This window comes from Leifsonia xyli subsp. cynodontis, from assembly GCF_050632205.1.
Taxonomy (GTDB): Bacteria; Actinomycetota; Actinomycetes; order Actinomycetales; family Microbacteriaceae; genus Leifsonia; species Leifsonia xyli_D.
Genome location: NZ_CP192578.1, coordinates 2,070,000 through 2,093,140, shown reverse-complemented (window position 1 = coordinate 2,093,140; position 23,141 = coordinate 2,070,000). Strand labels below are relative to the sequence as shown.

At 70.2% G+C, this 23,141-nt stretch carries 21 protein-coding genes and 3 pseudogenes; 12 read left to right on the top strand and 12 right to left on the bottom strand.

Going from position 1 to position 23,141, the window contains the following annotated elements; genetic code table 11:
- Positions 1 to 17: 17 nt before the first annotated feature.
- The 6 genes from pstA to ACQ86M_RS10270 all read right to left on the bottom strand — a co-directional run bounded on the left by pstA (position 18) and on the right by ACQ86M_RS10270 (position 7,420).
- Positions 18 to 1,109 (bottom strand): phosphate ABC transporter permease PstA, encoded by a 1,092-nt coding sequence (gene pstA, locus ACQ86M_RS10295; protein WP_431218611.1) that lies wholly within the window; start codon positions 1,107 to 1,109, stop codon positions 18 to 20.
- Positions 1,109 to 2,056, bottom strand: coding sequence for a phosphate ABC transporter permease subunit PstC (gene pstC, locus ACQ86M_RS10290; protein ID WP_431218610.1), 948 nt, complete (start codon positions 2,054 to 2,056; stop codon positions 1,109 to 1,111). Before pstC ends, pstA begins: the two co-directional genes overlap by 1 nt.
- Before the next feature lie 98 nt (positions 2,057 to 2,154).
- Positions 2,155 to 3,249, bottom strand: coding sequence for a phosphate ABC transporter substrate-binding protein PstS (gene pstS / locus ACQ86M_RS10285; protein ID WP_431218609.1), 1,095 nt, complete (start codon positions 3,247 to 3,249; stop codon positions 2,155 to 2,157).
- Positions 3,250 to 3,401: 152 nt separating this feature from the next.
- Positions 3,402 to 4,337, bottom strand: coding sequence for an NUDIX hydrolase (locus ACQ86M_RS10280; protein WP_431218608.1), 936 nt, complete (start codon positions 4,335 to 4,337; stop codon positions 3,402 to 3,404).
- Positions 4,334 to 6,544 carry an RNA degradosome polyphosphate kinase gene (locus tag ACQ86M_RS10275; protein ID WP_431218607.1) on the bottom strand — a complete coding sequence of 737 codons (2,211 nt, stop codon included), beginning with the start codon at positions 6,542 to 6,544 and terminating at the stop codon, positions 4,334 to 4,336. The genes ACQ86M_RS10280 and ACQ86M_RS10275 overlap by 4 nt, the downstream gene beginning before the upstream one ends.
- Before the next feature lie 111 nt (positions 6,545 to 6,655).
- Complete coding sequence (locus ACQ86M_RS10270; RefSeq protein ID WP_431218606.1) at positions 6,656 to 7,420, bottom strand: response regulator transcription factor; 765 nt, start codon at positions 7,418 to 7,420, stop codon at positions 6,656 to 6,658.
- A gap of 77 nt (positions 7,421 to 7,497) precedes the next feature.
- Here ACQ86M_RS10270 and ACQ86M_RS10265 point away from each other — a divergent pair, with 77 nt between their 5' ends.
- The 3 genes from ACQ86M_RS10265 (at position 7,498) to ACQ86M_RS10255 (ending at position 9,783) form a co-directional block, all read left to right on the top strand.
- Positions 7,498 to 7,869 (top strand): hypothetical protein, encoded by a 372-nt coding sequence (locus tag ACQ86M_RS10265; RefSeq protein WP_431245372.1) that lies wholly within the window; start codon positions 7,498 to 7,500, stop codon positions 7,867 to 7,869.
- Between the two features lie 188 nt (positions 7,870 to 8,057).
- Positions 8,058 to 8,654: an FABP family protein gene (locus ACQ86M_RS10260; protein WP_431245371.1), complete on the top strand. Its 597-nt coding sequence runs from the start codon at positions 8,058 to 8,060 to the stop codon at positions 8,652 to 8,654.
- A gap of 13 nt (positions 8,655 to 8,667) precedes the next feature.
- Positions 8,668 to 9,783 (top strand): YgfZ/GcvT domain-containing protein, encoded by a 1,116-nt coding sequence (locus ACQ86M_RS10255; protein WP_431245370.1) that lies wholly within the window; start codon positions 8,668 to 8,670, stop codon positions 9,781 to 9,783.
- 25 nt (positions 9,784 to 9,808) lie between these two features.
- Here ACQ86M_RS10255 and ACQ86M_RS10250 read toward each other — a convergent pair whose 3' ends face one another.
- Positions 9,809 to 10,627, bottom strand: coding sequence for a class I SAM-dependent methyltransferase (locus tag ACQ86M_RS10250; protein WP_431245369.1), 819 nt, complete (start codon positions 10,625 to 10,627; stop codon positions 9,809 to 9,811).
- Positions 10,628 to 10,684: 57 nt separating this feature from the next.
- Here ACQ86M_RS10250 and ACQ86M_RS10245 point away from each other — a divergent pair, with 57 nt between their 5' ends.
- Together ACQ86M_RS10245 and ACQ86M_RS10240 are read left to right on the top strand one after the other, a co-directional pair.
- Positions 10,685 to 11,434 carry a phosphoglyceromutase gene (locus ACQ86M_RS10245; RefSeq protein WP_431218601.1) on the top strand — a complete coding sequence of 250 codons (750 nt, stop codon included), beginning with the start codon at positions 10,685 to 10,687 and terminating at the stop codon, positions 11,432 to 11,434.
- A 98-nt stretch (positions 11,435 to 11,532) separates the two neighbouring features.
- Positions 11,533 to 11,919: pseudogene (locus tag ACQ86M_RS10240) on the top strand (2'-5' RNA ligase family protein); the annotation flags it as partial.
- 82 nt (positions 11,920 to 12,001) lie between these two features.
- Here ACQ86M_RS10240 and phoU read toward each other — a convergent pair.
- A complete protein-coding gene (gene phoU / locus ACQ86M_RS10235) occupies positions 12,002 to 12,658 on the bottom strand; it encodes a phosphate signaling complex protein PhoU (RefSeq protein ID WP_431218600.1) in 657 nt (218 codons plus the stop codon).
- A gap of 192 nt (positions 12,659 to 12,850) precedes the next feature.
- On the opposite strand from phoU, the gene ACQ86M_RS10230 reads away from it, so the two are divergent.
- Both ACQ86M_RS10230 and ACQ86M_RS10225 read left to right on the top strand, forming a co-directional pair.
- A complete protein-coding gene (locus ACQ86M_RS10230; protein WP_431245368.1) occupies positions 12,851 to 14,002 on the top strand; it encodes a sensor histidine kinase in 1,152 nt (383 codons plus the stop codon).
- Positions 13,999 to 14,682 (top strand): response regulator, encoded by a 684-nt coding sequence (locus tag ACQ86M_RS10225; protein WP_431245367.1) that lies wholly within the window; start codon positions 13,999 to 14,001, stop codon positions 14,680 to 14,682. The genes ACQ86M_RS10230 and ACQ86M_RS10225 overlap by 4 nt, the downstream gene beginning before the upstream one ends.
- A gap of 46 nt (positions 14,683 to 14,728) precedes the next feature.
- On the opposite strand, the gene ACQ86M_RS10220 is transcribed toward ACQ86M_RS10225, so the two are convergent.
- A complete protein-coding gene (locus tag ACQ86M_RS10220) occupies positions 14,729 to 15,235 on the bottom strand; it encodes a hypothetical protein (protein ID WP_431245366.1) in 507 nt (168 codons plus the stop codon).
- A gap of 140 nt (positions 15,236 to 15,375) precedes the next feature.
- Between ACQ86M_RS10220 and ACQ86M_RS10215 the strand changes: the two genes are divergently transcribed.
- The 5 genes and pseudogenes from ACQ86M_RS10215 to rlmB all read left to right on the top strand — a co-directional run bounded on the left by ACQ86M_RS10215 (position 15,376) and on the right by rlmB (position 20,103).
- Complete coding sequence (locus ACQ86M_RS10215) at positions 15,376 to 15,858, top strand: CarD family transcriptional regulator (RefSeq protein ID WP_301211919.1); 483 nt, start codon at positions 15,376 to 15,378, stop codon at positions 15,856 to 15,858.
- A 161-nt stretch (positions 15,859 to 16,019) separates the two neighbouring features.
- Positions 16,020 to 17,174: pseudogene (gene ispD / locus ACQ86M_RS10210) on the top strand (2-C-methyl-D-erythritol 4-phosphate cytidylyltransferase).
- 67 nt (positions 17,175 to 17,241) lie between these two features.
- Entirely contained in the window at positions 17,242 to 17,622 is a 381-nt protein-coding gene (locus ACQ86M_RS10205; protein WP_431245365.1) for a nuclear transport factor 2 family protein, read from the top strand.
- A 26-nt stretch (positions 17,623 to 17,648) separates the two neighbouring features.
- On the top strand, positions 17,649 to 19,082 hold the full coding sequence (cysS, locus tag ACQ86M_RS10200; protein ID WP_431245364.1) for a cysteine--tRNA ligase: 1,434 nt from the start codon (positions 17,649 to 17,651) through the stop codon (positions 19,080 to 19,082).
- A pseudogene (rlmB, locus tag ACQ86M_RS10195) lies at positions 19,079 to 20,103 on the top strand (23S rRNA (guanosine(2251)-2'-O)-methyltransferase RlmB). Before cysS ends, rlmB begins: the two are co-directional and overlap by 4 nt.
- Positions 20,104 to 20,167: 64 nt before the next feature.
- Here the strand turns inward: rlmB and ACQ86M_RS10190 are convergent.
- The 3 genes from ACQ86M_RS10190 to ACQ86M_RS10180 form a co-directional block, all read right to left on the bottom strand.
- Positions 20,168 to 20,548: a DUF4190 domain-containing protein gene (locus tag ACQ86M_RS10190; protein WP_431245363.1), complete on the bottom strand. Its 381-nt coding sequence runs from the start codon at positions 20,546 to 20,548 to the stop codon at positions 20,168 to 20,170.
- Positions 20,549 to 20,606: 58 nt separating this feature from the next.
- Entirely contained in the window at positions 20,607 to 21,908 is a 1,302-nt protein-coding gene (locus ACQ86M_RS10185; RefSeq protein ID WP_431218594.1) for a DUF4032 domain-containing protein, read from the bottom strand.
- Between the two features lie 85 nt (positions 21,909 to 21,993).
- Positions 21,994 to 23,088, bottom strand: coding sequence for an ABC transporter ATP-binding protein (locus ACQ86M_RS10180; RefSeq protein WP_431218593.1), 1,095 nt, complete (start codon positions 23,086 to 23,088; stop codon positions 21,994 to 21,996).
- Positions 23,089 to 23,141: the final 53 nt, after the last annotated feature.

The following is a 23,141-nucleotide window of genomic DNA, read 5'->3' as shown; positions in this document are numbered from 1 at the left end:
GGGTTCGGGTCGGCGGCTCAGCGGCCGTACTTGGGGGCGAAGACCTTGGCGATGACGCGACCTATGAGGTTGAGCAGCATCACGATGATGATGAGGGTGAGCGCGCCGGTCCAGGCGCGGTCGATGGAGGCCTGCGCGTGCAGGCCGGCCGCCTGCGTGTACTGCGTGTACACGAACACCGGGAGGGCCATCATCCGGTCGTTGAAGAGGTCGTAGTTCATGCTCGTCGTGAAGCCGGCGACGATGAGCAGCGGGGCCGTCTCGCCGATGACGCGCGCGATGGCGAGCATGACGCCGGTGACGAGGCCCGCGATCGAGGTCGGGAGCACGACCTTCAGCACGGTCAGCCACTTCGGCACGCCGAGGGCGAGCGACGCCTCCCGCAGCTCGTTCGGAACGATCCGGAGGATCTCCTCGCTGGACCGGACGACCACCGGGATCATCAGCACCGAGAGCGCGACGGCTCCCATGAAGCCGTTCCGGATGCCGGGGCCGAAGAACAGGGCGAACAGGGCGAACGCGAACAGGCCGGCGACGATCGAGGGGATGCCCGTCATCACGTCGACGAAGAAGGTGATGCCGCGGGCGAGCATCCCGCGGCCGTACTCGACCAGGTAGATCGAGGTGAGGAGCCCGATCGGCACGGAGATGAGCGCGGCCATCAGGGTGATCTCGAGCGTGCCGACGATCGCGTGCAGCGCCCCGCCGCCTTCGCCGATGACGTTGCGCATCGACTCGGAGAAGAAGGGCACGTCGAAGCGGGCGAGGCCCTGCACGACCACCGTCCAGGCGAGGGAGACGAGGGGCAGCAACGCGATGATGAACGCGGTGGCCACGAGCGAGGTGATCAGCCGGTCCATCGCCTTGCGGGACCCTTCGACGAGCAGCGAGGTGGTGTAGATCGCGACGTCGAAGAGCACCGTGCCGAAGAAGATCGCACCGACGATGTTGAAGTCCTTCGTCGCACCGCTGGCGGCGAGGATGGCGAAGATCGCGCCGAAGACCACCCACGAGACGACGAGCATCGTCCACGGGGTCCAGCGGGGCAGCTTGCCCGCGGTGTAGGAGTTGGCGAGCGGGCGCGGGGCGGTGGCGGTCGTGGTGGCCATCAGTTCGCTCCAGAGAAGGCCTTGCGGCGGCTGACGATGTAGCGGGCGAGTGTGTTGATCAGCAGCGTCACCACGAAGAGCACGAGGCCGGAGGCGACGAGCGCGTTCACGCCGAGGCCGGTCGCCTCGGGGAACTGCAGCGCGATGTTCGCGGCGATCGTGTTGGGGCTCTGCGCCTGCAGCAGCGGCAGCTTCACGATCAGCGCGGGCGAGAGCACCATGGCGATGGCGAGCGTCTCGCCCAGCGCGCGGCCGAGGCCGAGCATCATCGCTGACACGATCCCGCTGCGGGCGAAGGGCAGCACGGCCATCTTCACCATCTCCCAGCGCGTCGCGCCGAGCGCGAGCGCGGCCTCCTCGTGGAGACGCGGCGTCTGCAGGAAGATCTCGCGGCAGATGGCCGTCATGATCGGGATGACCATGACGGCGAGCACGATGGCGGCGGTGAGGATGGTGCGGCCGGTGCCCGAGACCGGCGGCGCGAAGAGTGGGATCCAGCCCAGGTTGTCGCCGAGCCAGACGTAGAAGGGCTGCACGAACGACGAGAGGGTCGCGATGCCCCAGAGGCCGAAGACCACCGACGGGACGGCGGCGAGCAGGTCGATGACGTAGCCGAGCACCGACGCCACCCGGCGGGGAGCGTAGTGCGAGATGAAGAGGGCGATGCCGATGGACAGCGGTGTCGCGATCAGCAGCGCGATGACGGCCGCCCAGATGGTGCCGAATACGAGCGGCCACACCCACGACCAGAAGTTCGTGGCGTTGTTGGGCAGCTCACCGGCGCCGGCGAAGAGGGCGGGGATGCTCTGGAGGACGAGGAAGACGGCGACCGCGGCGAGGGTGGCGAGGATCAGGGACCCCGCCACGATGGTGCTGGTCGAGAAGACGCGGTCGCCGAGGCGGACCTTGGCCTTGGGCCTGATGGCTCCTACGGTTCCGGCGGTCATTCCTTGCTTTCTCTCATCGGGTATGCCGCGCGAGGCGGCTGAGGTGGGAGCGCCGCTCGGCCCGGGCTGCGGGCAGCCCAGGCCGAGCGGGTGGAGCGTTACTTGATGCTGGCGACGGCCTTCGAGACCTTGTCCGACAGGTCGCTCGACAGCGGGGCCGAGCCGGCCTGCTCGCCGGCGGCCTTCTGGGCGTCGGCGGTGATGATGTAGTCGACGTAGCCCTTCACCAGGTCCGCCTTGGCGGCGTCCTTGTACTCCTGGCACGCGATCACGTAGGAAACCAGGACGAGCGGCCAGGCGCCCTTCGTGGTGTCCTTGCGGTTGATCTTGATGGCCAGGTCGTTGGCGGCACGGCCGTCGGCGATCGGGGAGGCGGCGACCACGGCGGCAGCACCGTCGGCGCTGATCTTCTCGTAGTTGTCGCCGACCTTCAGCTGGGCGATGCTGAGGCCCGCCGAGCCCGACTCGTCGATGTAGGTGATCGAGTTCTTCGCGTTCTTGGTGGCGTCCGCGACACCCGAGGTGCCCTTGGCGGCGTCACCGACCTGGAACGGGAAGGTCTGGCCGGCCGGAGCGGTCCATACGTCGGGCGCGTTCGCCGCGAGGTAGTCGGTGAAGTTCTGCGTGGTGCCCGAGTCGTCGGAGCGGTGCACGACGGTGATCGGGGCCGACGGGAGCGAGGCGCCCGAGTTCTGGTCCTTGATCTTGGGGTCGTTCCACGTGGTGATCTTGCCGGAGAAGATGCCCGCGATGGTCGCGGCGTCGAGCTTGAGGTCCTTCACGCCGTCCACGTTGTACGCGATCGCGATCGGGGAGATGTAGACGGGAAGGTCGATGCCCTTGCTGCCCGCGGCACAGCCGGCGAACGTGGAGGCGAGCTCCTCGTCCTTCAGCGCGGCGTCGGAGCCGGCGAAGTCGGCCGCACCCGAGATGAAGCTCTTGCGGCCCGCGCCGGAGCCCTGCGGGTCGTAGTTCACGGTGGCCTTCGGGTTGGCCTGCTGGAAGCCGGCGGCCCAGACGGTCTGCGCCGCGCCCTGGGCGGACGAGCCGATGCCGTTCAGCGTGCCGGAGAGGTTCGAGGCCTTGGCCGTCGTGGTCGACGGCGTGCTGCCCTCGTTCGCTGCACACGCGGTGAGGGAGATGGCGGCCGCGGCGAGCAGAGCTACAGGAGCGCCGATGCGCTTGAGATTCACAGTTGTCCCTTCGGGGATCAGTAACAACAGGACGGGCCGGTGCGACCCGCGTGAGACGCTATTCCCGATGTCTGTCCAGAGTCCCCCGCAGCGGTAAACGGAAGGTTAACGCGGGGTGTTCTCTTGGCCTCGTGGTCCTGTGAATCCGCGGTCTATTCGACCGGGGCGTACGTCTCGATCGTGACGATGCCGGACGCGGGATTGGTCGCCGAGAGGTGCACGACCGAGAACCCGCCCGTGTCGAGGTCTGCGGCGTCATTGAGATAGCCGCCGGGCATGGTGCCCGTCGCCAGCGCGATCTCGCGCATGATCTCGGGCAGCACCGGTCCGTGGCTGCAGAGCACGGCCGTCTTGCGCGACCGGATGCGCTTGCCGACCACGCGGCGCACCTCCGGCTCGCCCTCTTCGTACGCGTCCTGGCTGATCCCGTGGTCGCGGCGCGGCTTGATCCCGGTCGCGGCCGCGAGCGGCGCGACCGTGGTGACGCAGCGCACGGCGTCGCTGGTGACGATCCGTTTGGGCTGCCAGGCCTGCAGCGTCGCCACGTCTCCGGCCGCCTGCTTCACGCCGCGCTCGGTCAGCGGCCGGGACGCGTCCGAACCGTCCCAGCGGTCGCGGGGCGCCGCCTTGCCGTGGCGGAGGGCGATGAGCGCGAAGGTCGACGTGATGCCCTGCTGCACGAGGCCGTCGAAGGCGTCGAGGATCTCGACATCGCGTTCGTAGGTGAGGTAGCCGCGCGCCTTCTTGATGGTGACCCACTCGATCGCGGCGATCTCGCTGTTCGGCACGAAAGTCGACTGCGCGATCGCCCGGTCGCTCACTTCGGCGGCCCAGTAGTGCACGATTTTCTCGCGGCCACTGCTCAGCGGGTAGGTCGAGACGCCGAGCGGCACGCCGAGGCCGATCCGAAGGCCGGTCTCTTCGTGGATCTCGCGGACAGCGGTCTGCGGCAGCGTCTCGCCGGGGTCGACCTTGCCCTTGGGGATCGTCACGTCGCCGTACTTCGTGCGGTGCACCACGAGCACCACGATGCGGTCGTCCACGACGCGCCAGCAGAGGGCGCCCGCGGCGTAGATCGCCGGGCTCACCGCCTCGTTCCCGTGCGGGTGCTGCGCGGACGGTGGCTGTACCGCTGGATCAGCTTGCTCTGCAGGTCGACCAGCGGCTTTCCGTGCTTGTCGAGGTGATGCCTCGTCCAGACGCCGTCCTGGTCGAGCTTCCACGTGGCCGTGCCCTCGTCGAAGGCCAGGTCGAAGAGGTCGTCGAGTTCGCGCAGATGGTCGGGATCGGTGAGCCGCACCAGCGCCTCCACGCGGCGGTCGAGGTTGCGGTGCATCATGTCGGCACTGCCGATGTACACCTGCGGGTCGCCGTTGTTCACGAACGCGAACACGCGCGAGTGCTCGAGGTACCGCCCGAGCACGGAGCGCACCCGGATGTTCTCCGAGAGCCCCTCGCGCCCCGGGACGACGCCGCAGATGCCGCGGACCCAGAGGTCGACCGGCACCCCCGCCTGGCTCGCGCGGTAGAGAGCGTCGATGATCGCCTCGTCGACGATCGAGTTGAGCTTGATGCGGATGCCCGACGGACGGCCGGCCTCGGCGTTGGCGCGCTCGGCGTCGATGCGCTTCAGCAGTCCCTTGCGCAGGTGGAGCGGCGCCACGAGCAGCCGCTTGAACTTCTTCTCGATGGCGTAGCCGGAGAGCTCGTTGAACAGCCGCGTGAGGTCTTTGCCCACCTGGTCGTCGTCGGTGAACAGCCCGAGGTCTTCGTAGATGCGCGACGTCTTGGGGTTGTAGTTGCCGGTGCCGATGTGGCTGTAGCTCTTGAGCACGCCCTTCTCCTCGCGGATGACGAGCGCGAGTTTGCAGTGCGTCTTGAGCCCCACGAGGCCGTAGACGACGTGCACCCCGGCCTTCTCGAGCTTGCGGGCCCAGGAGATGTTGTTCTGCTCGTCGAAGCGCGCCTTGATCTCGACGAGGGCCAGCACCTGCTTGCCCGCCTCCGCGGCGTCGATGAGCGCCTCGACGATCGGGCTGTCGCCGGAGGTGCGGTAGAGCGTCTGCTTGATGGCGAGCACGTGCGGGTCGGCCGCCGCCTGCTCGAGGAACGCCTGCACGCTGGTGGCGAACGACTCGTACGGGTGGTGGACCAGCACATCCTGGCGGGAGATGGCGGCGAAGATGTCGGGCTTGGCGTTCGGCTCGCTCGGCATGAGCTGCGCCGGCGTCGTCGGAACGTGGTTGGGGTAGTGGAGGTCGGGCCGGTCGATCTTGGCCAGGTCGAACAGGCCGCCGAGGTCGAGGGGAGCGGGCAGGCGGTAGACCTCCTGCTCCGTGACGTCGAGTTCGCGGACCAGGAGCCCGAGGGTGACCGCATCCATGTCGTCTGTGACCTCGAGCCGGATCGGCGGACCGAACCGGCGGCGCAGCAGCTCGCGCTCGAGTGCCTGGATGAGGTTCTCGGTCTCGTCCTCGTCGATCTCGACGTCTTCGTTGCGGGTCACCCGGAACACGTGGTGGTCGAGGATCTCCATGCCCGGGAACAGGTCGCCGAGGTGGTTCGCGATGAGGTCCTCGAGCATGATGAACCGCACCTGCCCGAGCCCCTCTCGCTGGTCGATGCGCACGAAACGGGGGAGCATCTGCGGCACCTTGAGGCGGGCGAACTGCTCCTTGCCGGTTCGCGAGTTGCGCACGCGGACCGAGAGGTTGAGCGACAGCCCCGAGATGTAGGGGAACGGATGCGCCGGATCGACCGCGAGCGGCATCAGCACCGGGAAGATCTGCTGCGAGAACACCTCGCGCATCTGCGCCTTGTCGGCCTCGTCGAGGTCGCTCCAGGTCGCGACGCTGATGCCCGCCTCGGCGAGGGCGGGCTGCACGAGGTCGTGGTACGCCCGCGCATGGCGCAGCTGCAGTTCGTGCGCCTTCTCGGAGATGTCGGCGAGCACCTCCTGCGGAGCCCGGCCGACGTTCGTCGGGACGGCCAGCCCGGTGGCGATGCGGCGCTTCAGGCCGGCGACGCGCACCATGAAGAACTCGTCGAGGTTGCTGGCGAAGATCGCCAGGAAGTTCGCGCGCTCGAGCACCGGCAGCAGCGGGTCCTCCGCCAGCTCGAGCACCCGCTGGTTGAACGCCAGCCAGCTCAGCTCGCGATCGAGGTAGCGGTCCTCCGGGAGCGTCGGGTCGGGCTCGTAGATGAAGGGGGCGAAGTCGTCGTCGAAGTCGCTGCCCAGGCTCCCGCCCAGCCCCGTGTCGAGAAGGCCGTTCTCCAGAGTCGTGCGCTCGTCCATCCACCCATCATGTCACCGCGCGCAGACACGGGGCGCGGCGGTGTGTAAACGGTGGATAAACGGTGCCTGTGGAGGAATGACACCGAGGTCAGCGGGGACCGGCTCCGCCGCTCAGGGGCGGACGGACGTCGGGAGGCGGTCGTTGTCCTCCTCGTAGACGTTGAACCGGTAGCCCACGTTGCGCACCGTCCCGATCAGCGACTCCAGATCGCCGAGCTTGGCGCGGAGCCGCCGGACGTGGACGTCCACGGTGCGTGTGCCGCCGAAGTAGTCGTACCCCCACACCTCGCTGAGCAGCTGCTCGCGCGTGAACACCCGCGACGGGTGCGTCGCGAAGAAGCGGAGCAGCTCGAACTCCTTGAAGGTGAGGTCGAGCTGGCGGCCGTGCGCCTTCGCCGAATAGCTCGCCTCGTCGATGGTGATGCCCGAGGCCTGGATCTTCGACTGCGCGTGCTCCTGGCTCTGTCGGCCGATCGCGAGACGGATGCGCGCATCCACCTCGGCCGGCCCCGCCGAGTCGAGCACGACGTCGCTGACGCCCCAATCGGCGCTGACCGCGGTCAGCCCGCCCTCGGTCAGCACGAGGACGAGCGGCACCGTGACGCCGGTCGTGGTGAGGATCTTGCACAGCGATTTGGCGCTCGCCAGGTCGCGCCGCGCATCCACGAAGATCAGGTCGCAACTCGGGGCGTTCACGAGGGCGGCGGGCTCCGCGGGGATCTGCCGCACACGGTGACTGAGCAGCGCCAGGGCCGGAAGAACCTCTGCGCCCGGGCCGGCGCCGTCCCCTGCGGACCCCAGGCCGGAGGAGAGCGACCCGGTGGTGCTGGGCGACGACGGACCCGACGCAGACGTGAGGATCAGAAGTTGCGCCACCCATTCCTCCTCAGCCGTCTGTGCCGCAATGCTACCGGAAATGCCCGGTCCGGCTTCCGGCCAGGCGCGGGACGGGCGTGTGCGGGGCACAATGGGAGGGTGAGCGACCTGACACCGGAGCCCCCGTCCCGCACGCGCTGGGTCCTGCGGCCGCGGCCGGTCCGCCGCAGCCCGCGCTGCCGCGCTGGGTCGCCGTGGTGAGCATCGGCTCGGTGTGGGTGGTCGCGCTCGTGCTCGGCGTCCTGATCGGCGTCCTCTCGCCTCCCGCCGGCTACGCATCGTGGCTGTCCCTCGCGCTCGCGGTGTGCGCCCTGCTGGCGTTCGTCTCGCAGCTGGCGACCCAGCAGAAGGACGGTTTCACCAGCCGCCTCGCCGCCACGCTGGCCGGGAGCTTCGTCGTACTGGGAGTGATCGGCGCCGTCCTGGCCCTCACCTCGGGCCTGCGCTGAGCGGCTCCGTCCGAATGTCGGCGGGTGCTGGTTAGACTGGACCCATGCTGGTCGCTCTCGAACTCTTCTTCGTCGGCCTTCTGGGCCTGGCAACGCTCGCCATCCTCGGCGTCTCCGGTGTGGTGGTCTACAACCTCTTCCGCGGTCAGCGCTGAGTCGCTGAGCTTCCGGATGCCTAGGCGCGGCTCATGATCGAGATCCCCACCGACCTTCCGGCCGAGCTGGTCCCTCTCTCCTGGCTGATCGGCATCTGGGAGGGCACGGGCGTGCTCGACTACGCCGTGGAGGAGGAGCACACGCAGCTGGAGTTCGGCCAGCGCATCAGCTTCAGCCACGACGGTCTCGGGTACCTCAACTACTCGTCCACCTCGTGGATCCTCGACGAGGAGCGCACTCCGCTCGCCGCCGAGACGGGGTACTGGAGGCTGCACCGCAAGCTGGTCGAGGGCGACGCCGGTCCGGCGATGCTGCCGGGCAGCGGCGTGCGCCCGTTCAACACGGCGCAGGCGGTCGAGGCCCTCCGCACGTCCAACGGGGCTTTCGAGGTCGACGTGTCGATCATCCATCCCGACGGGGTGAGCGAGCTCTACATCGGCCAGGTCGCCGGGCCGCGCATCGACTTGGCGACGGACGCGGTGCTGCGCACCGCGGGCGCGAAGGAGTACACCGCGGCGACGCGCCTCTACGGCCTGGTGGAGAACCACCTGCTCTGGGCGTGGGACATCGCGGCCCTCGGTCAGGAGCTGCGCACGCACGCCTCCGCCCGCCTCGCCAAGGTCGACTGAGGCCGGTCGACCCATGAATGCGCGTTCGCCCTTCCTCGACCTGCCCGGCGCGGTCGACCTGACCGACAGCGGGGTGCCGTCGCACTACGGCAGTCCGCTCTCCGAGCAGCGCGCGCTCGCCGAGGCCGGCGCCATCGTCGATCTCTCCGACCGGGCGGTGCTGACCGTCCAGGGGCCCGACCGCCTCAGCTGGCTGAACTCGCTGACCAGCCAGGCGCTGTCCGGGCTGCGGCCGGGGGAGTCGTCCGAGACCCTGCTGCTGGATGTGACCGGCCGCGTCGAGCATGCGGTGTGCCTCGTCGACGACGGCGAGACGCTCTGGATGCTGGTCGACCGGCCCGAGGCGGAGGGCCTGCTGGCCTGGCTCGGCTCGATGCGCTTCATGCTCCGCGTCGAGCTCGCCGACCGGACGGCCGACCTGGCGACCATCGGCACGCTCGGCGAACCGCCGCTGCCGATCGCGGCGCCGAACGGCATCCCGCTGGTCTGGCACGACCCGTGGCGCGCGGTCGCGCCCGGCGGCCACCAGTACGCGCAGGGCGAGCATCCCGGAGCCGGTTGGACGTGGAGCGAGCGCCTCGTGCCGCGCGACGCGCTCGCGTCGATCGCCGCCCGCGTCCAGACCGGCGAGCTCGCGGTCGCGGGCACTATCGCGGCGGACGCCCTGCGCATCGCCGCCTGGCGTCCCCGGTTCTCGACCGAGGTCGACGAGCGCACCATCCCGCACGAGCTCGACTGGCTGCGCACGGCCGTGCACTTGAGCAAGGGCTGCTACCGCGGACAGGAGACCGTGGCGAAGGTCCACAACCTCGGGCATCCGCCGCGTCGTCTGGTCATGCTGCACCTCGACGGCTCCGAGGGCGTGCACCCGGAGGCGGGCGCCGCCGTCTCGCTCGACGGGCACGAGGTGGGGGCCGTCACGTCGGTCGCCCTGCACTACGAGCTCGGGCCCATCGCGCTGGCGGTCGTGAAGCGCTCGACCGACCCGGCCGCGACCCTCGCGGTCGACGCGCAGGGCACGCCCGTCTCGGCCGCCCAGGAGATCGTGGTGCCGCCCGGCGCCGGCGCCGAGGCGAACGTGCCGCGGCTGCCCCGGCTCGGCGCGGTCACCCGCACCCCGCGCCACTAGGGCTCACGCCGGACTCTCGCCGGGCTCACGCCGGCGCAACCGCGCCCCACCCGACCGTCAGCTCGCCGAGCCGCCATCGCGCCCGGCCGCCGGTCACCGGCCACCCGGCGTCGCGCATCCCCTGAGCCACGGCGATCCACCGCTGGCTGGGCCCGTACGCGGCGAGCGGCGAGTGGATGCGCCACTCCCGGTCGAGCTCCGCCAGGAAGCGGTGCACCCGCTCGCCGGGCACGTTGCGGTGGATCAGCGCCTTCGGCAGCCGCTCGGCCACCACGGAGGGCGCATCCAGGTCGCGCAGGCGCAGCGAGACGGTCAGCGACCGCGGGCCGTCCGCATCGAGAGCCACCCAGCTCGAGATCCGCCCGATCTCGTCGCAGGTCCCCTCGACCAGCAGTCCGCCGGGCTGCAGCCGCTCGCGCATCCGCTCCCACGCCGCCGCGACCTCCACCTCGCGGTACTGCCGGAGCACGTTGAAGGCCCGGATCACCGCCGCCCGTCGGCCGTCGGGCAGCGGCACCTCGAAGCCTCCGAGGGCGAAGCGGATGCGCGCCTCCGGGTCGAAGCCGGTCGCGCCCGCGCGCACCGACGCCAGCTGCTCGTTGGCCGTCCGGACGCGTCCCGGCTCGATCTCGAGCCCGACCACCTCGACGTCGGAGCGCGCCTTCGCCAGCCGTTGCTGCAGCTCCAGGGCGGTGACGCCGCTCGCGCCGTAGCCGAGGTCGACGACGACCGGGTCGGCGGTGTGCCGCAGCTCCGGCTGGGCCGCGATCCATCGGTCGACGCGGCGCAGCCGGTTGGTGTTCGTCGTGCCACGCGTGACCGTGCCGACCGCGCCGGAAGCCATGCGTCCATCCTGCCAGCGCGGCGACGGCCGACTGTCGCGAGACGATAGATTGGGGGCATGGCCGCTCCCTACACCCTGATCCTCCTGCGCCACGGCAGCAGTGAGTGGAACGAGAAGAACCTGTTCACCGGCTGGGTCGACGTGCGTCTCAGTGAGACCGGCGTCGCCGAGGCGAAGCGGGCGGGCGAACTGCTCCGCGACTCCGGTCTGACCCCGGACGTGCTGCACACCTCGGTGCTCACCCGCGCCATCCAGACCGCGAACTACGCGCTCGACGTGGCCGACCGGCTGTGGATCCCGGTGCAGCGCTCGTGGCGCCTCAACGAGCGCCACTACGGTGCTCTGCAGGGCCTCGACAAGGCCGAGACGCTCGAGAAGTACGGCCCCGAGCAGTTCCAGCTGTGGCGCCGCTCGTTCGACGTGCCGCCGCCGCCGCTCGCCGACGACGCCGAGTTCTCGCAGGTCGGCGACCCGCGCTACGCCGGCCTGGGCGACGAGCTCCCACGCACGGAGTGCCTGAAGGACGTCATCGCCCGGATGCTGCCCTACTGGGAGTCGGACATCACCCGCGACCTGAGCGCCGGCAAGACGGTGCTCGTCACCGCCCACGGCAACTCGCTGCGCGCGCTGGTGAAGCACCTCGACGGCATCTCCGACGAGGACATCGCCGGCCTCAACATCCCGACCGGCATCCCGCTCGTCTACAAGCTGGATGAGAGCTTCGCCCCGCTCGAGCCGTCGTACTACCTCGACCCGGAGGCCGCCGCCGCCGGTGCCGCCGCGGTCGCCGCGCAGGGCAAGAAGTAGCCCGGGCGGACGCCACGCCCAGCACGTTCGTCGTCGCCGCGTTCCTCCCGGGACGCGGCGACGACGCGCTTCCGGAGGAGTTCCCGGCCGGCGACTGGCCGCTGCATGTCACCATCGTGCCGCCGTTCGAGACGGAGCTGGATGCGGAGGCGGTGGCCGCGCTCATCCCGCGCGTTCCGCCCATCCCGATCACCGGCGCCGGGCACGAGCGCTTCGGCGCGCACGCCACCGTCCCGGTCACGGTTCTGCACGAGTCGGCGCCGCTGCGGACGCTCCACACGACCCTCGTGGACGCGCTGGATGCGGCGGGCGCGACGCTCCGCGACCAGCGCCACCTCCGCGACGGCTACCGCCCGCACGTGACCGACCAGCGCGCCGGCCGCCTGCATCCCGGGGAGCACGCTCTTCTCACGGAGCTCGCCGTCGTGGCCCGTGCCCCGCACGGCCTCCGCCGCGTCGCAGCCTGCATCCCCCTGCTCCCGTAGCCCCAACGCCGAGTACACGAAGATTGCACGCGACCCGCCGGGTCAGCGTGCAATCTTCGCGTACTCGATGGGGGCGGGGAAGTCAGGAGGCGAGCTCGGGGGCCCAGTCGCCGGTCGCCAGGTACTGCACCTTCTTGGCTATCGAGACGGCGTGGTCTGCGAAGCGCTCGTGGTAGCGGGAGGCGAGGGTCGCATCCACCGTGTCGACGGCCTGGCCCTTCCAGGTCTCGCCGAGCACCTTGTCGAACACGCTGATGTGCAGCTCGTCGATGTCGTCGTCGTCGTTGCGGATCTCGTCCGCCAGGCGGAGGTCCTGCGTGCGCAGCAGCTCGGCCAGCTTCTGAGCGATCTGCACGTCGAGGCGGCCCATCTCGGCGAACGTCGAGCGCAGGCTCTTCGGAACCACCTTGTCCGGGAACCGGTAGCGCGCGAGCTGCGCGATGTGCTCGGCCATGTCGCCCATGCGCTCCAGCGACGCGCTGATGCGCAGCGCACTGACGACGATGCGCAGGTCGCGGGCGACCGGCTGCTGCCGCGCGAGGATCTGGATGGAGAGCTCGTCGAGCAGGACGGTCAGTTCGTCGATGCGGTGGTCGTTGGCGATCACGTCCTCGGCGAGCGACACGTCCGACTCGTTGAACGCCTGCGTCGCGTGCTGGATCGAACGGACGACCAGTTCGGCGATCTCGACGAGACGGTCCTGAACCTCCGCCAGCTCCTGCTGGAAGACTTCGCGCATGGGGTGGGGTCCTTCCTGGCGTGCGCGGGCACGCGGGATGTCGGGGCCTTCTGACCCCGTATGCATGTTCGCGACAGCAGGTTAACAAACGGTGCCGTCCGGCTGAACACTGTCTAACGTACCCGCGAAAAGACGCGGCTGCGGGCCGGGATGCGTCCATGCGGACGTATCGGGATCACTACGCTTATGGGCATGGACTCCACCTGGTTGGTGCTGCTGTCGCTGGGCCTGGGGCTCGCCGTCGGCGCCGGTTTCGTGTGGATCCTGCACATCGCCGAACGCCGCGGCACGCACGCGGCGCAGGTGGTCAATCCGGCCGTACCGGACGGGGTGGATCAGGTGCTCGACGCGCTGGAGTCCGCCGGCGTCGTGCTCGACCCGTCCAACAACGTCATCAAGGCCTCGCCGGGAGCGCACGCGATCGGGCTGGTCTGGAACGGCGCCCTCGTGCATCCGCACCTGGTGGACCTGGTCGACCGCGTGCGCCGCACCGGCGAGTCCATCACCGAGGAGTGCGAGCTCTCGCGCGGCCCGTTCGGCGACGCCGGCATCCACCTCAGCGTGCGGGTCGCCCGGCTGGGCTCGCGCTACGTGCTGCTGCTCGCGGAGGACCGCACGGAGTCGTACCGGCTCGATGCGGTGCGGCGCGACTTCGTGGCCAACATCAGCCACGAGCTGAAGACGCCGATCGGCGCGGTCGGGCTCCTCGCCGAGGCGCTCGACGACGCCTCCGACGACCCCGAGCAGGTGCGCCGCTTCGCGCTGCGGCTCTCGGAGGAGGCGCAGCGTCTCGCCCGCATCACGCAGGACATCATCGAGCTGAGCCGGCTGCAGGCGACGGATGCGCTGGGCGACGCGCAGGAGCTGTCGGCGAGCAAAGTGGTGAAGGCCGCGATCGACCAGAACCGGGTGGCGGCCGAGACCCGCCACATCGAGATCGCGATGCGCGGCGACAAGCAGGCGCAGGTCATCGGCAACGAGAAGCTGCTGGTGACCGCCGTCGACAACCTCATCTCGAACGCGATCCAGTACTCGCCCGACGACTCGCGCATCGGCATCGGCGTGCGCAACTCCGGCGGTGTCGTCGAGATCGCCGTCACCGATCAGGGCGAGGGCATCCCCGAGGAGGACCTCGACCGCGTGTTCGAGCGGTTCTTCCGGGTGGATCAGGCACGCTCGCGCAACACCGGCGGAACCGGCCTCGGCCTCTCGATCGTGAAGCACGCCGTGCAGAACCACGGCGGCGAGGTGCGCGTCTGGTCCCAGCCGGGGCGCGGCTCCACGTTCACCATCCGGCTCCCCGAAGCCTCGACCGTCCGACCCCCGATAGGAGAGACCCCGTGACATCCATCCTGCTCGTCGAGGATGAGGCCGCGCTCAGCGACCCCCTCGCGTACCTGCTCAAGCGCGAGGGCTATGAGGTCGAGGTGGCGGAGGACGGCCCGGCGGCTCTGGCCGCCTTCGATCGCCACGGCGCCGACCTCATCCTGCTCGACCTCATGCTCCCCGGCATCCCGGGCACCGAGGTCTGCCGCGAGATCCGTACCCGCTCGAACGTGCCGATCATCATGCTGACGGCGAAGGACTCCGAGGTGGACATCGTGGTCGGCCTCGAGCTCGGCGCCGACGACTACGTGACCAAGCCGTACTCGTCGCGCGAGCTGCTGGCGCGCGTGCGCGCGGTGCTGCGGCGCCGCGTCGAGGAGGACGAGCTGCAGGACGACGGCGTGCTCGAGGCGGGCACCGTGCGGATGGATGTGGACCGCCACACGGTCGCCGTCAACGGCGCCGAGATCTCCATGCCGCTGAAGGAATTCGAGCTGCTGGAGCTGCTGCTGCGCAACGCCGGGCGCGTGCTCACCCGCGGTCAGCTGATCGACCGGGTGTGGGGGAGCGACTACTTCGGCGACACCAAGACGCTCGATGTGCACATCAAGCGCATCCGCTCGCGCATCGAGGAGAGCCCGTCGGAGCCGCGGATGCTGGTGACCGTGCGCGGGCTGGGGTACCGCTTCAACGCGTGAGCGGCGCCGCAGCCGGCGGAGTCCGGCTGCCTGCGGCGCCGGCGTCTTACTGCGCGGCGGGAAGAATGGTCGGCGGGACCAGGCGGGAGTACTCGGGCAGCTGACCGTCGAGCACGGGGACCTTGAGGTTCACGCCGGTCTGATCGCCGTACTGGAAGTAGACGGAGTAGAGGCCGCCCGGCTTCGCGGTGAACTCGGGGATGAGCACGTTGCTCGCCCCGCCGTTCTCCGGGTCCTGACCGAGCTGCTTCACCTGGCCGGCGTCGACCGTGACGTGCGCAGCGGTGGAGCTCTGGTCGCCCGCGCTGATCGCCAGGCGGTGGCTCTTGTCGCCGGTGTTGACGAGCGTGACCACCAGGTTGCCGACCGTGCCGTTCTTCGCGTCGGTGACGATGATGGCGTTGCGGACGTCGATCGTGCCGACCGTCCCGCTCACCCCGTCGCTCGCGTCGTAGTGCTTGGTGGTGGCCTGCGGGGCGACGAGACCGCATCCCGCGGTGCCGAACGCGACGGCCAGGGCGAGGGCGACGGACGTCGCGACTCGAGCTTTCACGGATGACCCTCCCGGTGGAATTTTCTCCTCGACTCTATCGCATGTAGAAGAGCCGTTCCGGGCCTCCCGCGGGCGCGAGGGCGAACCTTAGCACGAGGCTCATGTGGTATCCTATTCATTGCTGAAGGGACAACAAATCTATGCTTTTCGAGGTTGGCGAGACCGTCGTCTATCCGCACCACGGTGCCGCAACGATCACCGAAGTCAAGAAGAGAATCATCAAGGGTGAAGAGAAGCTGTACCTCAAGCTCAACGTGACTCAGGGCGACCTGACCATCGAGGTCCCCGCCGACAACGTCGACCTGGTCGGCGTGCGCGATGTCATCGGCAAGGAGGGCCTCGACCGCGTGTTCGAGGTGCTGCGCGCTCCCTTCACCGAGGAGCCCACCAACTGGTCCCGCCGCTACAAGGCCAACCTTGAGAAGCTCGCCTCCGGCGACGTCATCAAGGTGTCCGAGGTCGTGCGCGACCTGTGGCGCCGCGACCAGGACCGCGGCCTCTCCGCCGGCGAGAAGCGCATGCTCGCCAAGGCACGGCAGATCCTGATCTCCGAGCTGGCCCTGGCAGAGAAGACCGACGACGAGAAGGCGTCCAGCCTGCTCGACGAGGTGCTCGCCTCCTAGGTCGCTCCACCCCGGCTTCCGGCCCCGTCGCTCTCCGAGCGGCGGGGCCGTTGTCGTCGCCCCGCCGACTGCTCCGTTTCGGAACGTCTGCGGCGCGGCGCGCAGGCGCAGAGGTTCCGAAACGCAGCATTCGCGGCGCGGGGTGCCGGTACGGTGGTCGGGTGGACAGCAGCAGCAGACCCCGGGTCGCCATCGTCGTCGTCGCGGCGGGGAGCGGCACACGCCTCGGAGCCGGGCAGCCCAAGGCGTTCGTGACACTTCGGGGCAGGACACTGCTGGAGCGGTCGCTGCATGCCGTGCGCGGCATGCGCCACGCGGCCGACACGATCGTCGTCGTTCCGGCCGACCGCGTCGAGGACGCCGCCTGGCTCGCGGAGCGCTCGCTCGGCCGTCTAGCGACGGTGGTCGAGGGGGCGCCACCCGGCAGCTCTCCGTCGCCGAGGGCCTCGCCGCGCTAGACCCGCACGTGGATGTGGTGCTCGTGCACGACGCCGCTCGCGCCCTCGCCCCCTCTGCGCTGTTCGACGCCGTCGTGGACGCGGTCCTGGAGCGCGGGTACGGCGTCGTCCCCGGCCTCCCGGTCAGCGACACCGTCAAGCGCATCGGCGACGGCGGCGAGGTGCACGAGACCGTCGACCGGTCGGCGCTCGCGGCGGTGCAGACGCCGCAGGGATTCCCCGCGAGCAGCTGCTGACCGCCTACGCCCTCGCGGAGAGCGACGAGACCGACGACGCGGGCCTGGTCGCGGCGGCGGGTTTCCGGGTGGATGTGGTGCCCGGCGACGCGCACGCGTTCAAGGTGACGACGCCGTTCGACCTCCGCCGGGCCGAGGAACTGCTCGCGGGCACCGCCGTCCCGCGCATCGGGACCGGGAGCGACACGCACGCCTTCGATCCGGCGGCCGAGCTGTGGCTCGCCGGCCTGCACTGGCCGGGGAGCCCGGCCTCGCCGGGCACAGCGACGGGGATGCGGTCGCGCACGCGATCGTCGACGCACTGCTCTCGGCCGCGGGGCTCGGCGACATCGGCGGCGTCTTCGGCACGGGCGACCCCCGCTTCTCCGGCGCGCACGGCGACGTGTTCCTCGCCGAGGCACGACGGCGGGTGGAGGCGGCCGGCTTCCGGATCGGCAACGTCGCCGTGCAGGTGATCGGCAACCGGCCCAAGCTCTCCCCGCGACGGGAGGAGGCTCAGGAGCGACTGTCCGACATCCTCGGCGCCCCCGTCTCCATCGGCGCGACGACCACCGACGGGCTCGGGTTCACCGGCCGCGGCGAGGGCGTCACGGCCCAGGCGACGGCGCTGCTGCTGTCCTGATCGGGCCGCTCGGGCCTACTGTTGCCGGTGGAGCGCCCGCGGAAGGCGCGGGAGAGGACACCTTCAGATGGCATCCACGGACGCGAGGACGATCGCGCACAGCTACATCCAGGCGGTCGGCGCCCACGACGAGAAGCCGCTCGAGGAGCTGCTCGACGACGCGCTGATCGCGCAGTTCGCCGGCGCGACCCTCGACAAGACGGGCTGGCTCACCGCGCTGCGCCGGCTCATGCCCGCCCTGGTGCGCAACGAGATCCGCGAGGTGTTCAGCGACGGCGACCGGGCCTGCGTTATCTACGACTTCGTGACCGACACGTCCGCCGGCGCGGTCAGGTGCGTCGAACTCCTCACCGTGCGCGACGGCCGCATCGTGCACGTCGAGCTGCTGCTCGACCGGGTCGCCTTCGCGCCGGTCAACGAGGAGCTGGCAGAGCGCGCCGCGCGCTAGACACCGCGCCCTCTAGGCTTGTCAGCGTGACTCTGCGACTCTTCGACACGAAGGCGGGCGCGCTGCGCGACTTCGTCCCGCTGCGCGACGGCGAGGTCGGCATGTACGTGTGCGGGCCGACCGTCCAGTCGTCCCCGCACATCGGGCACCTCCGGTCCGCGCTGGTGTACGACCAGCTGCGCCGGTGGATGACGTACCGCGGGCTCGACGTCACGCTCGTCCGCAACGTGACCGACATCGACGACAAGATCCTGGTCAACGCGGCCGCGGGTCAGTCCGAGGGCGGCTCGGAGGAGTGGTGGGCGCTGGCGTACCGCTTCGAGCTGGAGTTCACCGACGCGTACCGTGCGCTGGGCGTGCAGCCGCCGACGTACGAGCCGCGGGCGACCGCGAGCATCCCGCAGATGCAGGAGATCATCCAGCGGCTCATCGACGCCGGCCACGCCTACGCCGCCCAGGACGGCTCGGGCGATGTCTACTTCGACGTGAAGAGCTGGCCGTCCTACGGCGAGCTGACCCGGCAGAGCATCGACAACATGGAGGCCGCGGCCGACGCGGACCCGCGCGCCAAGCGCGACCCGCGCGACTTCGCCCTCTGGAAGGGGCGCAAAACCGGCGAACCCGAGTCCGCGGCGTTCCCGTCGCCCTGGGGGAACGGACGCCCGGGCTGGCACATCGAGTGCTCCGCGATGTCGCGGCGGTACCTCGGGCCGCAGTTCGATATCCACGGCGGCGGCCTCGACCTGCGGTTCCCGCACCACGAGAACGAGTTGGCGCAGTCGACCGCCGCGGGCGACGCCTTCGCCAACTACTGGGTGCACAACGGCCTGGTGCACGTCAACGGCCAGAAGATGAGCAAGTCGCTCGGCAACTCGGTCTACGCGGCCGACCTGCTGGGCGCGGCGCGGCCGCTCGTCGTCCGCTACTACCTCGGCTCGGCGCACTACCGCTCGACCATCGACTTCCACGACGGCTCGCTCAGTGAGGCCGAGGCCGCCCTCGACCGCATCGCCGGCTTCTTCGAGCGCGTCGAGCGCCGCCTCGCCGGAACCCGCTTCGCCGGGCACGGCGTCGAGATCGTGCCAGAGGCGTTCGCCGAGGCCATGGACGACGACCTGGCGGTGCCGCAGGCGCTCGCCGTGCTGCACGACGCCGTGCGTTCAGGCAACGCGGCACTGGATGCGGAAGACTTGGAGGCGGCCGCCACCGGGCGCGGGCACGTGCTCGCGATGACGGAGGTGCTGGGCATCAACCCGCTGTCGCCGCAGTGGCGCACCGGCGGCTCGACGGCGGCGGAATCCGCCCTGGGCGAGCTGGTCGGCCGGCTGCTCGCCGACCGGCAGGACGCCCGCGCGGCCCGCGACTTCGCGGCGGCCGATCGCATCCGCGACGAGCTGTCCGCGGCAGGAATCACCATCGAAGACACCCCGACGGGGTCGCATTGGAGCATCGGATCATGAAGAACTCGGGTGGAAAGCCCCGCGCCGGAGCGGTGCGCAAGGGCAAGAAGGGCGCGACGGTCGGCACCGGCGGTCACGGCCGCAAGGCGCTGGAGGGCCGCGGGCCGACCCCCAAGGCCGAGGATCGCGAGTACCACGCGGCCTACAAGGCCAAGGCCCTGCGCGAGCGCGCGGCCGAGAAGGCCGCCCAGCGCGGCGGCCGGGACCAGGCCCCGCGTGGAGCGTCCGGTGCGTCGCGCCGGGCGAAGAGCGGGGACGAGAGCGAGATCGTCACCGGCCGCAACTCGGTGCTGGAGGCGCTCCGGGCCGACATCCCCGCATCCACGCTCTACATCGCGGCGCGCGTGGAGTTCGACGACCGGATGAAGGAGATCCTGTCCATCGCGACCGGTCGCGCCATCCCGATCCTCGAGGTCATGCGGCCGGAGCTCGACCGTCTCGCCGGCCGTGACGCGGTGCACCAGGGCGTCGCGCTCAAGGTGCCGCCGTACGAGTACGCGCACCCCGCGGAGCTGCTCGACCGCACCGTCCGTCAGGGCGACACCCCGCTGTTCGTCGCGCTCGACGGCATCACCGACCCGCGCAACCTCGGCGCGATCATCCGCTCGACCGCGGCGTTCGGCGGTCAGGGCGTCATCGTGCCGCAGCGGCGCTCGGTCGGCATGACGGCCTCCGCCTGGAAGACCTCGGCAGGCGCCGCCGCCCGCACGCCCGTCGCCATGGCGGCGAACCTGACGCAGACGCTGAAGGACTTCAAGAAGGCGGGCGTGTTCGTCCTCGGCCTCGACGGGGAGGGGACACCACGCTCCCGGGTCTGTCGTTCGCCGACCGCCCCGTGGTGATCGTCGTCGGCAGCGAGGGCAAGGGCCTCTCGAGGCTGGTGACCGAGACCTGCGACGCGGTGGTGTCCATCCCGATCAGCGCCTCCACCGAGTCGCTGAACGCCGGTATCGCGGCCAGCGTCACCCTCTACGAGATCTCGAAGCTCCGCGCGGAGGCGAAGGCCGCCTCCCGCGCCTGACTGCGCCGTTCTGTCACGTCTGCGCGTGCTCGAGCAGCCGCAGACGTGACAGGACGCGCACTCGTCAGCTGGAGCTGACGCCGGTCGCGTAGCCGTGTGCCATGATGCCGAGGAACAGCGCCAGCCAGATCACGAAGAAGATCAGGGCGAAGGCGATGCCGACGTAGCCGATGATGAGACCGGCCAGCGCGAATCCCCGGCCGCCTTCGCCCGTGCGCTTGATCTGCGCGAGGGCGATGTGGCCGCAGACCACCGCCGCGAGGCTCATGACGAATGCGGCCACGAAAGAGACGATGGCGAGCACGTTGGTGCGCGGCGCGGGCGGGTAGCCGTACCCGTACGGCTGCCCGTAGACGGGCTGGCCGTACGGCTGCTGGCCGGAGGGCTGGCTGCCGTACGGCTGCTGGCCGTAGGGCTGGGTCGCGGACGGGTCGGGGTTCGACATGGGACTCCTCGCTCGGTGACAGTCCGAGCGTAGCGGCCCAGCGGGCGACGCGCCGAGATCAGACCTTCGAGCGCCAGTCGTCCTCGTCCTCGTCGTCCGCCGCGGCGGCGCCGCCGAGCACGGGGATGCTGATCGTCTCCGTCGGCGGGGCGATGACGGTGGCCTCGTCACGGCGGTGGCGCAGGATGTCGTTGATGTACGACGTCAGGGCCTCGGCGAGGGGCACATCCCGCCCCTCCTTCTGCGACATGAACCAGCGGTGCTCGAGCAGCTGGTGGAAGACCTCGGCCGGCTCGAGCTTGCCCTTCAAGTCGGACGGGATGGAGCGGATGACCGGCTCGAAGACGCGCAGCAGCCACTCGTGCGCCATCGCCTCCTCGTCCAGGCCCTCCTTGCCGAGGGTCGCGGCGTAGGAGTCGAGGTCGTTGAGCAGGCGGCGGGCCTGGTTCTCGCCGGTGTCGAGTCCGGTCAGGCGCAGCAGGCGCCGCTGGTGGTGGCCCGCATCCACGACCTTCGGCTGGATGCGCACCTTGGTGCCCTCCTCCGAGGTCTTGATCGCCAGCTCCTCGATGTCGAAGCCGAGCTCGTTGAGGCGCTCGACGCGCTCGCTGATCCGCCAGCGCTCCTTCGACGAGAACGACTCGCTGCCGGTCAGCTCCTTCCAGAGCGACCGGTAGGCGGCGACGATGCCGTCGGAGACGCGGATGGGGTCGAGCTCTTCGTCGGCGCGGCCGCCCGCCTCCAGGTCCATCAGCTCGCCGGCGATGTTGACGCGCGCGATCTCCAGGTCGTTCTCGCGCTGGCCATTCGAGAGGCCGCCTTCGTACAGCTGGCCGGTCTCCGCGTCCACCAGGTAGGCGGCGAACGCGCCCGCGTCACGGCGGAAGAGCGTGTTGGAGAGGGACACGTCGCCCCAGAAGAAGCCCACGATGTGGAGACGGACCAGCAGCACCGCGAGCGCATCCACCAGGCGGGTGGCCGTGTCGGGGCGCAGGGTCTGCGAGAACAGCGCCCGGTAGGGGAGCGAGAACTTCAGGTGGCGCGTCACCAGCGCCGCATTGAGCGGGGTGCCGTCGTCGTCGGTGCGGTTCTTGATCACCGCGACCGGGTCGACGCAGGGGACGTCGAGGCGCTGCAGCGTGCGGAGCATGTCGTACTCGCGCTGCGCCATCTCGGCGGTCGTCTCCTTGATGGCGATGACGTAGCCGGAGAGGTTCGCGAAGCGGACGAGGTGGCGGCTGATGCCCTTGGGCAGCAGCGCGATGTGCTCGTTCGACCAGTCCTCGAGCGGGATGCTCCACGGAAGGTCCAGGAGCGCCGGGTCGACGGTCGCTGCGGTGATGTTGACGGATCCGGCCACGGTGGTCCTCCGGTCGGTTTGGGGAGAAGCACTCTGCCGCAGCCCGATCCGGACTGCGGCAGAGTGAGGAATCGCTCCTGGAACTTTAGTCGACGACCGCGCCGCCGAGGCGCTCGCCCGTCTCCGCGTGGAAGGCGTGGACGTGACCCGGCTTCGGCGTGATGTAGACGGTGTCGCCCGCGTTCGGGTGCAGACGACCGTCGACACGGGCGACGATGTCGGTGCGCTTGCCCTCGACCTCGGAGTGGCCGTAGAGGTAGCCGTCGGCGCCGAGCTCCTCGACCAGGTCGACGGTCACCTTCAGGCCGGAGCCCTCGGTGTTGGAGACGACGACGTCCTCCGGGCGGACACCGATGGTGACCGTCTGGCCGGCGTTCGCCAGGGTGTCGCGCTCGACCGGCACGACGGCCGAGCCGAACTTGATGCCGCCGTCGGTGACGTCGGCCGTGAACAGGTTCATGGCCGGGCTGCCGATGAAGCCGGCGACGAAGACGTTGTTCGGCTGCGCGTACAGGTCGCGCGGGGTGCCGACCTGCTGCAGCACGCCGTCCTTGAGCACCGCGATGCGGTCGCCCATGGTCAGCGCCTCGGTCTGGTCGTGCGTGACGTAGACCGTGGTGACGCCGAGGCGGCGGGTGAGTGAGGCGATCTGGGTGCGGGTCTGCACGCGGAGCTTCGCGTCGAGGTTCGACAGCGGCTCGTCCATGAGGAACACCTGGGGCGAACGCACGATCGCGCGGCCCATGGCGACGCGCTGACGCTGACCACCGGAGAGGGCCTTCGGCTTGCGGCCGAGGTACGGCTCGAGGTCGAGCAGCTTGGCGGCCTCGAGGACGCGCTGGGCGCGCTCCTCCTTGCCGACGCCGGCGATCTTGAGCGCGAAGCCCATGTTCTCGGCGACGGTCATGTGCGGGTACAGCGCGTAGTTCTGGAACACCATCGCGATGTCGCGGTCCTTCGGCGGCACGTCGGTGACGTTGCGCTCACCGATGAAGATGTTGCCGTCGTTGACCTCTTCGAGGCCCGCGAGCATGCGGAGGGAGGTGGACTTGCCGCAACCCGAGGGACCGACGAGGACGAGGAACTCGCCGTCCGCGATCTCGAGGTCGAGGGCGTCCACGGCGGGGCGGTTGGATCCCGGGTAGAGCCGGGTCGCCTTGTCGTAGGTGACTGTCGCCATTTTCTTTCTGTCTCCTTCACCGGCAGGTACGTGCCGGACGATCCGTTGTGAAT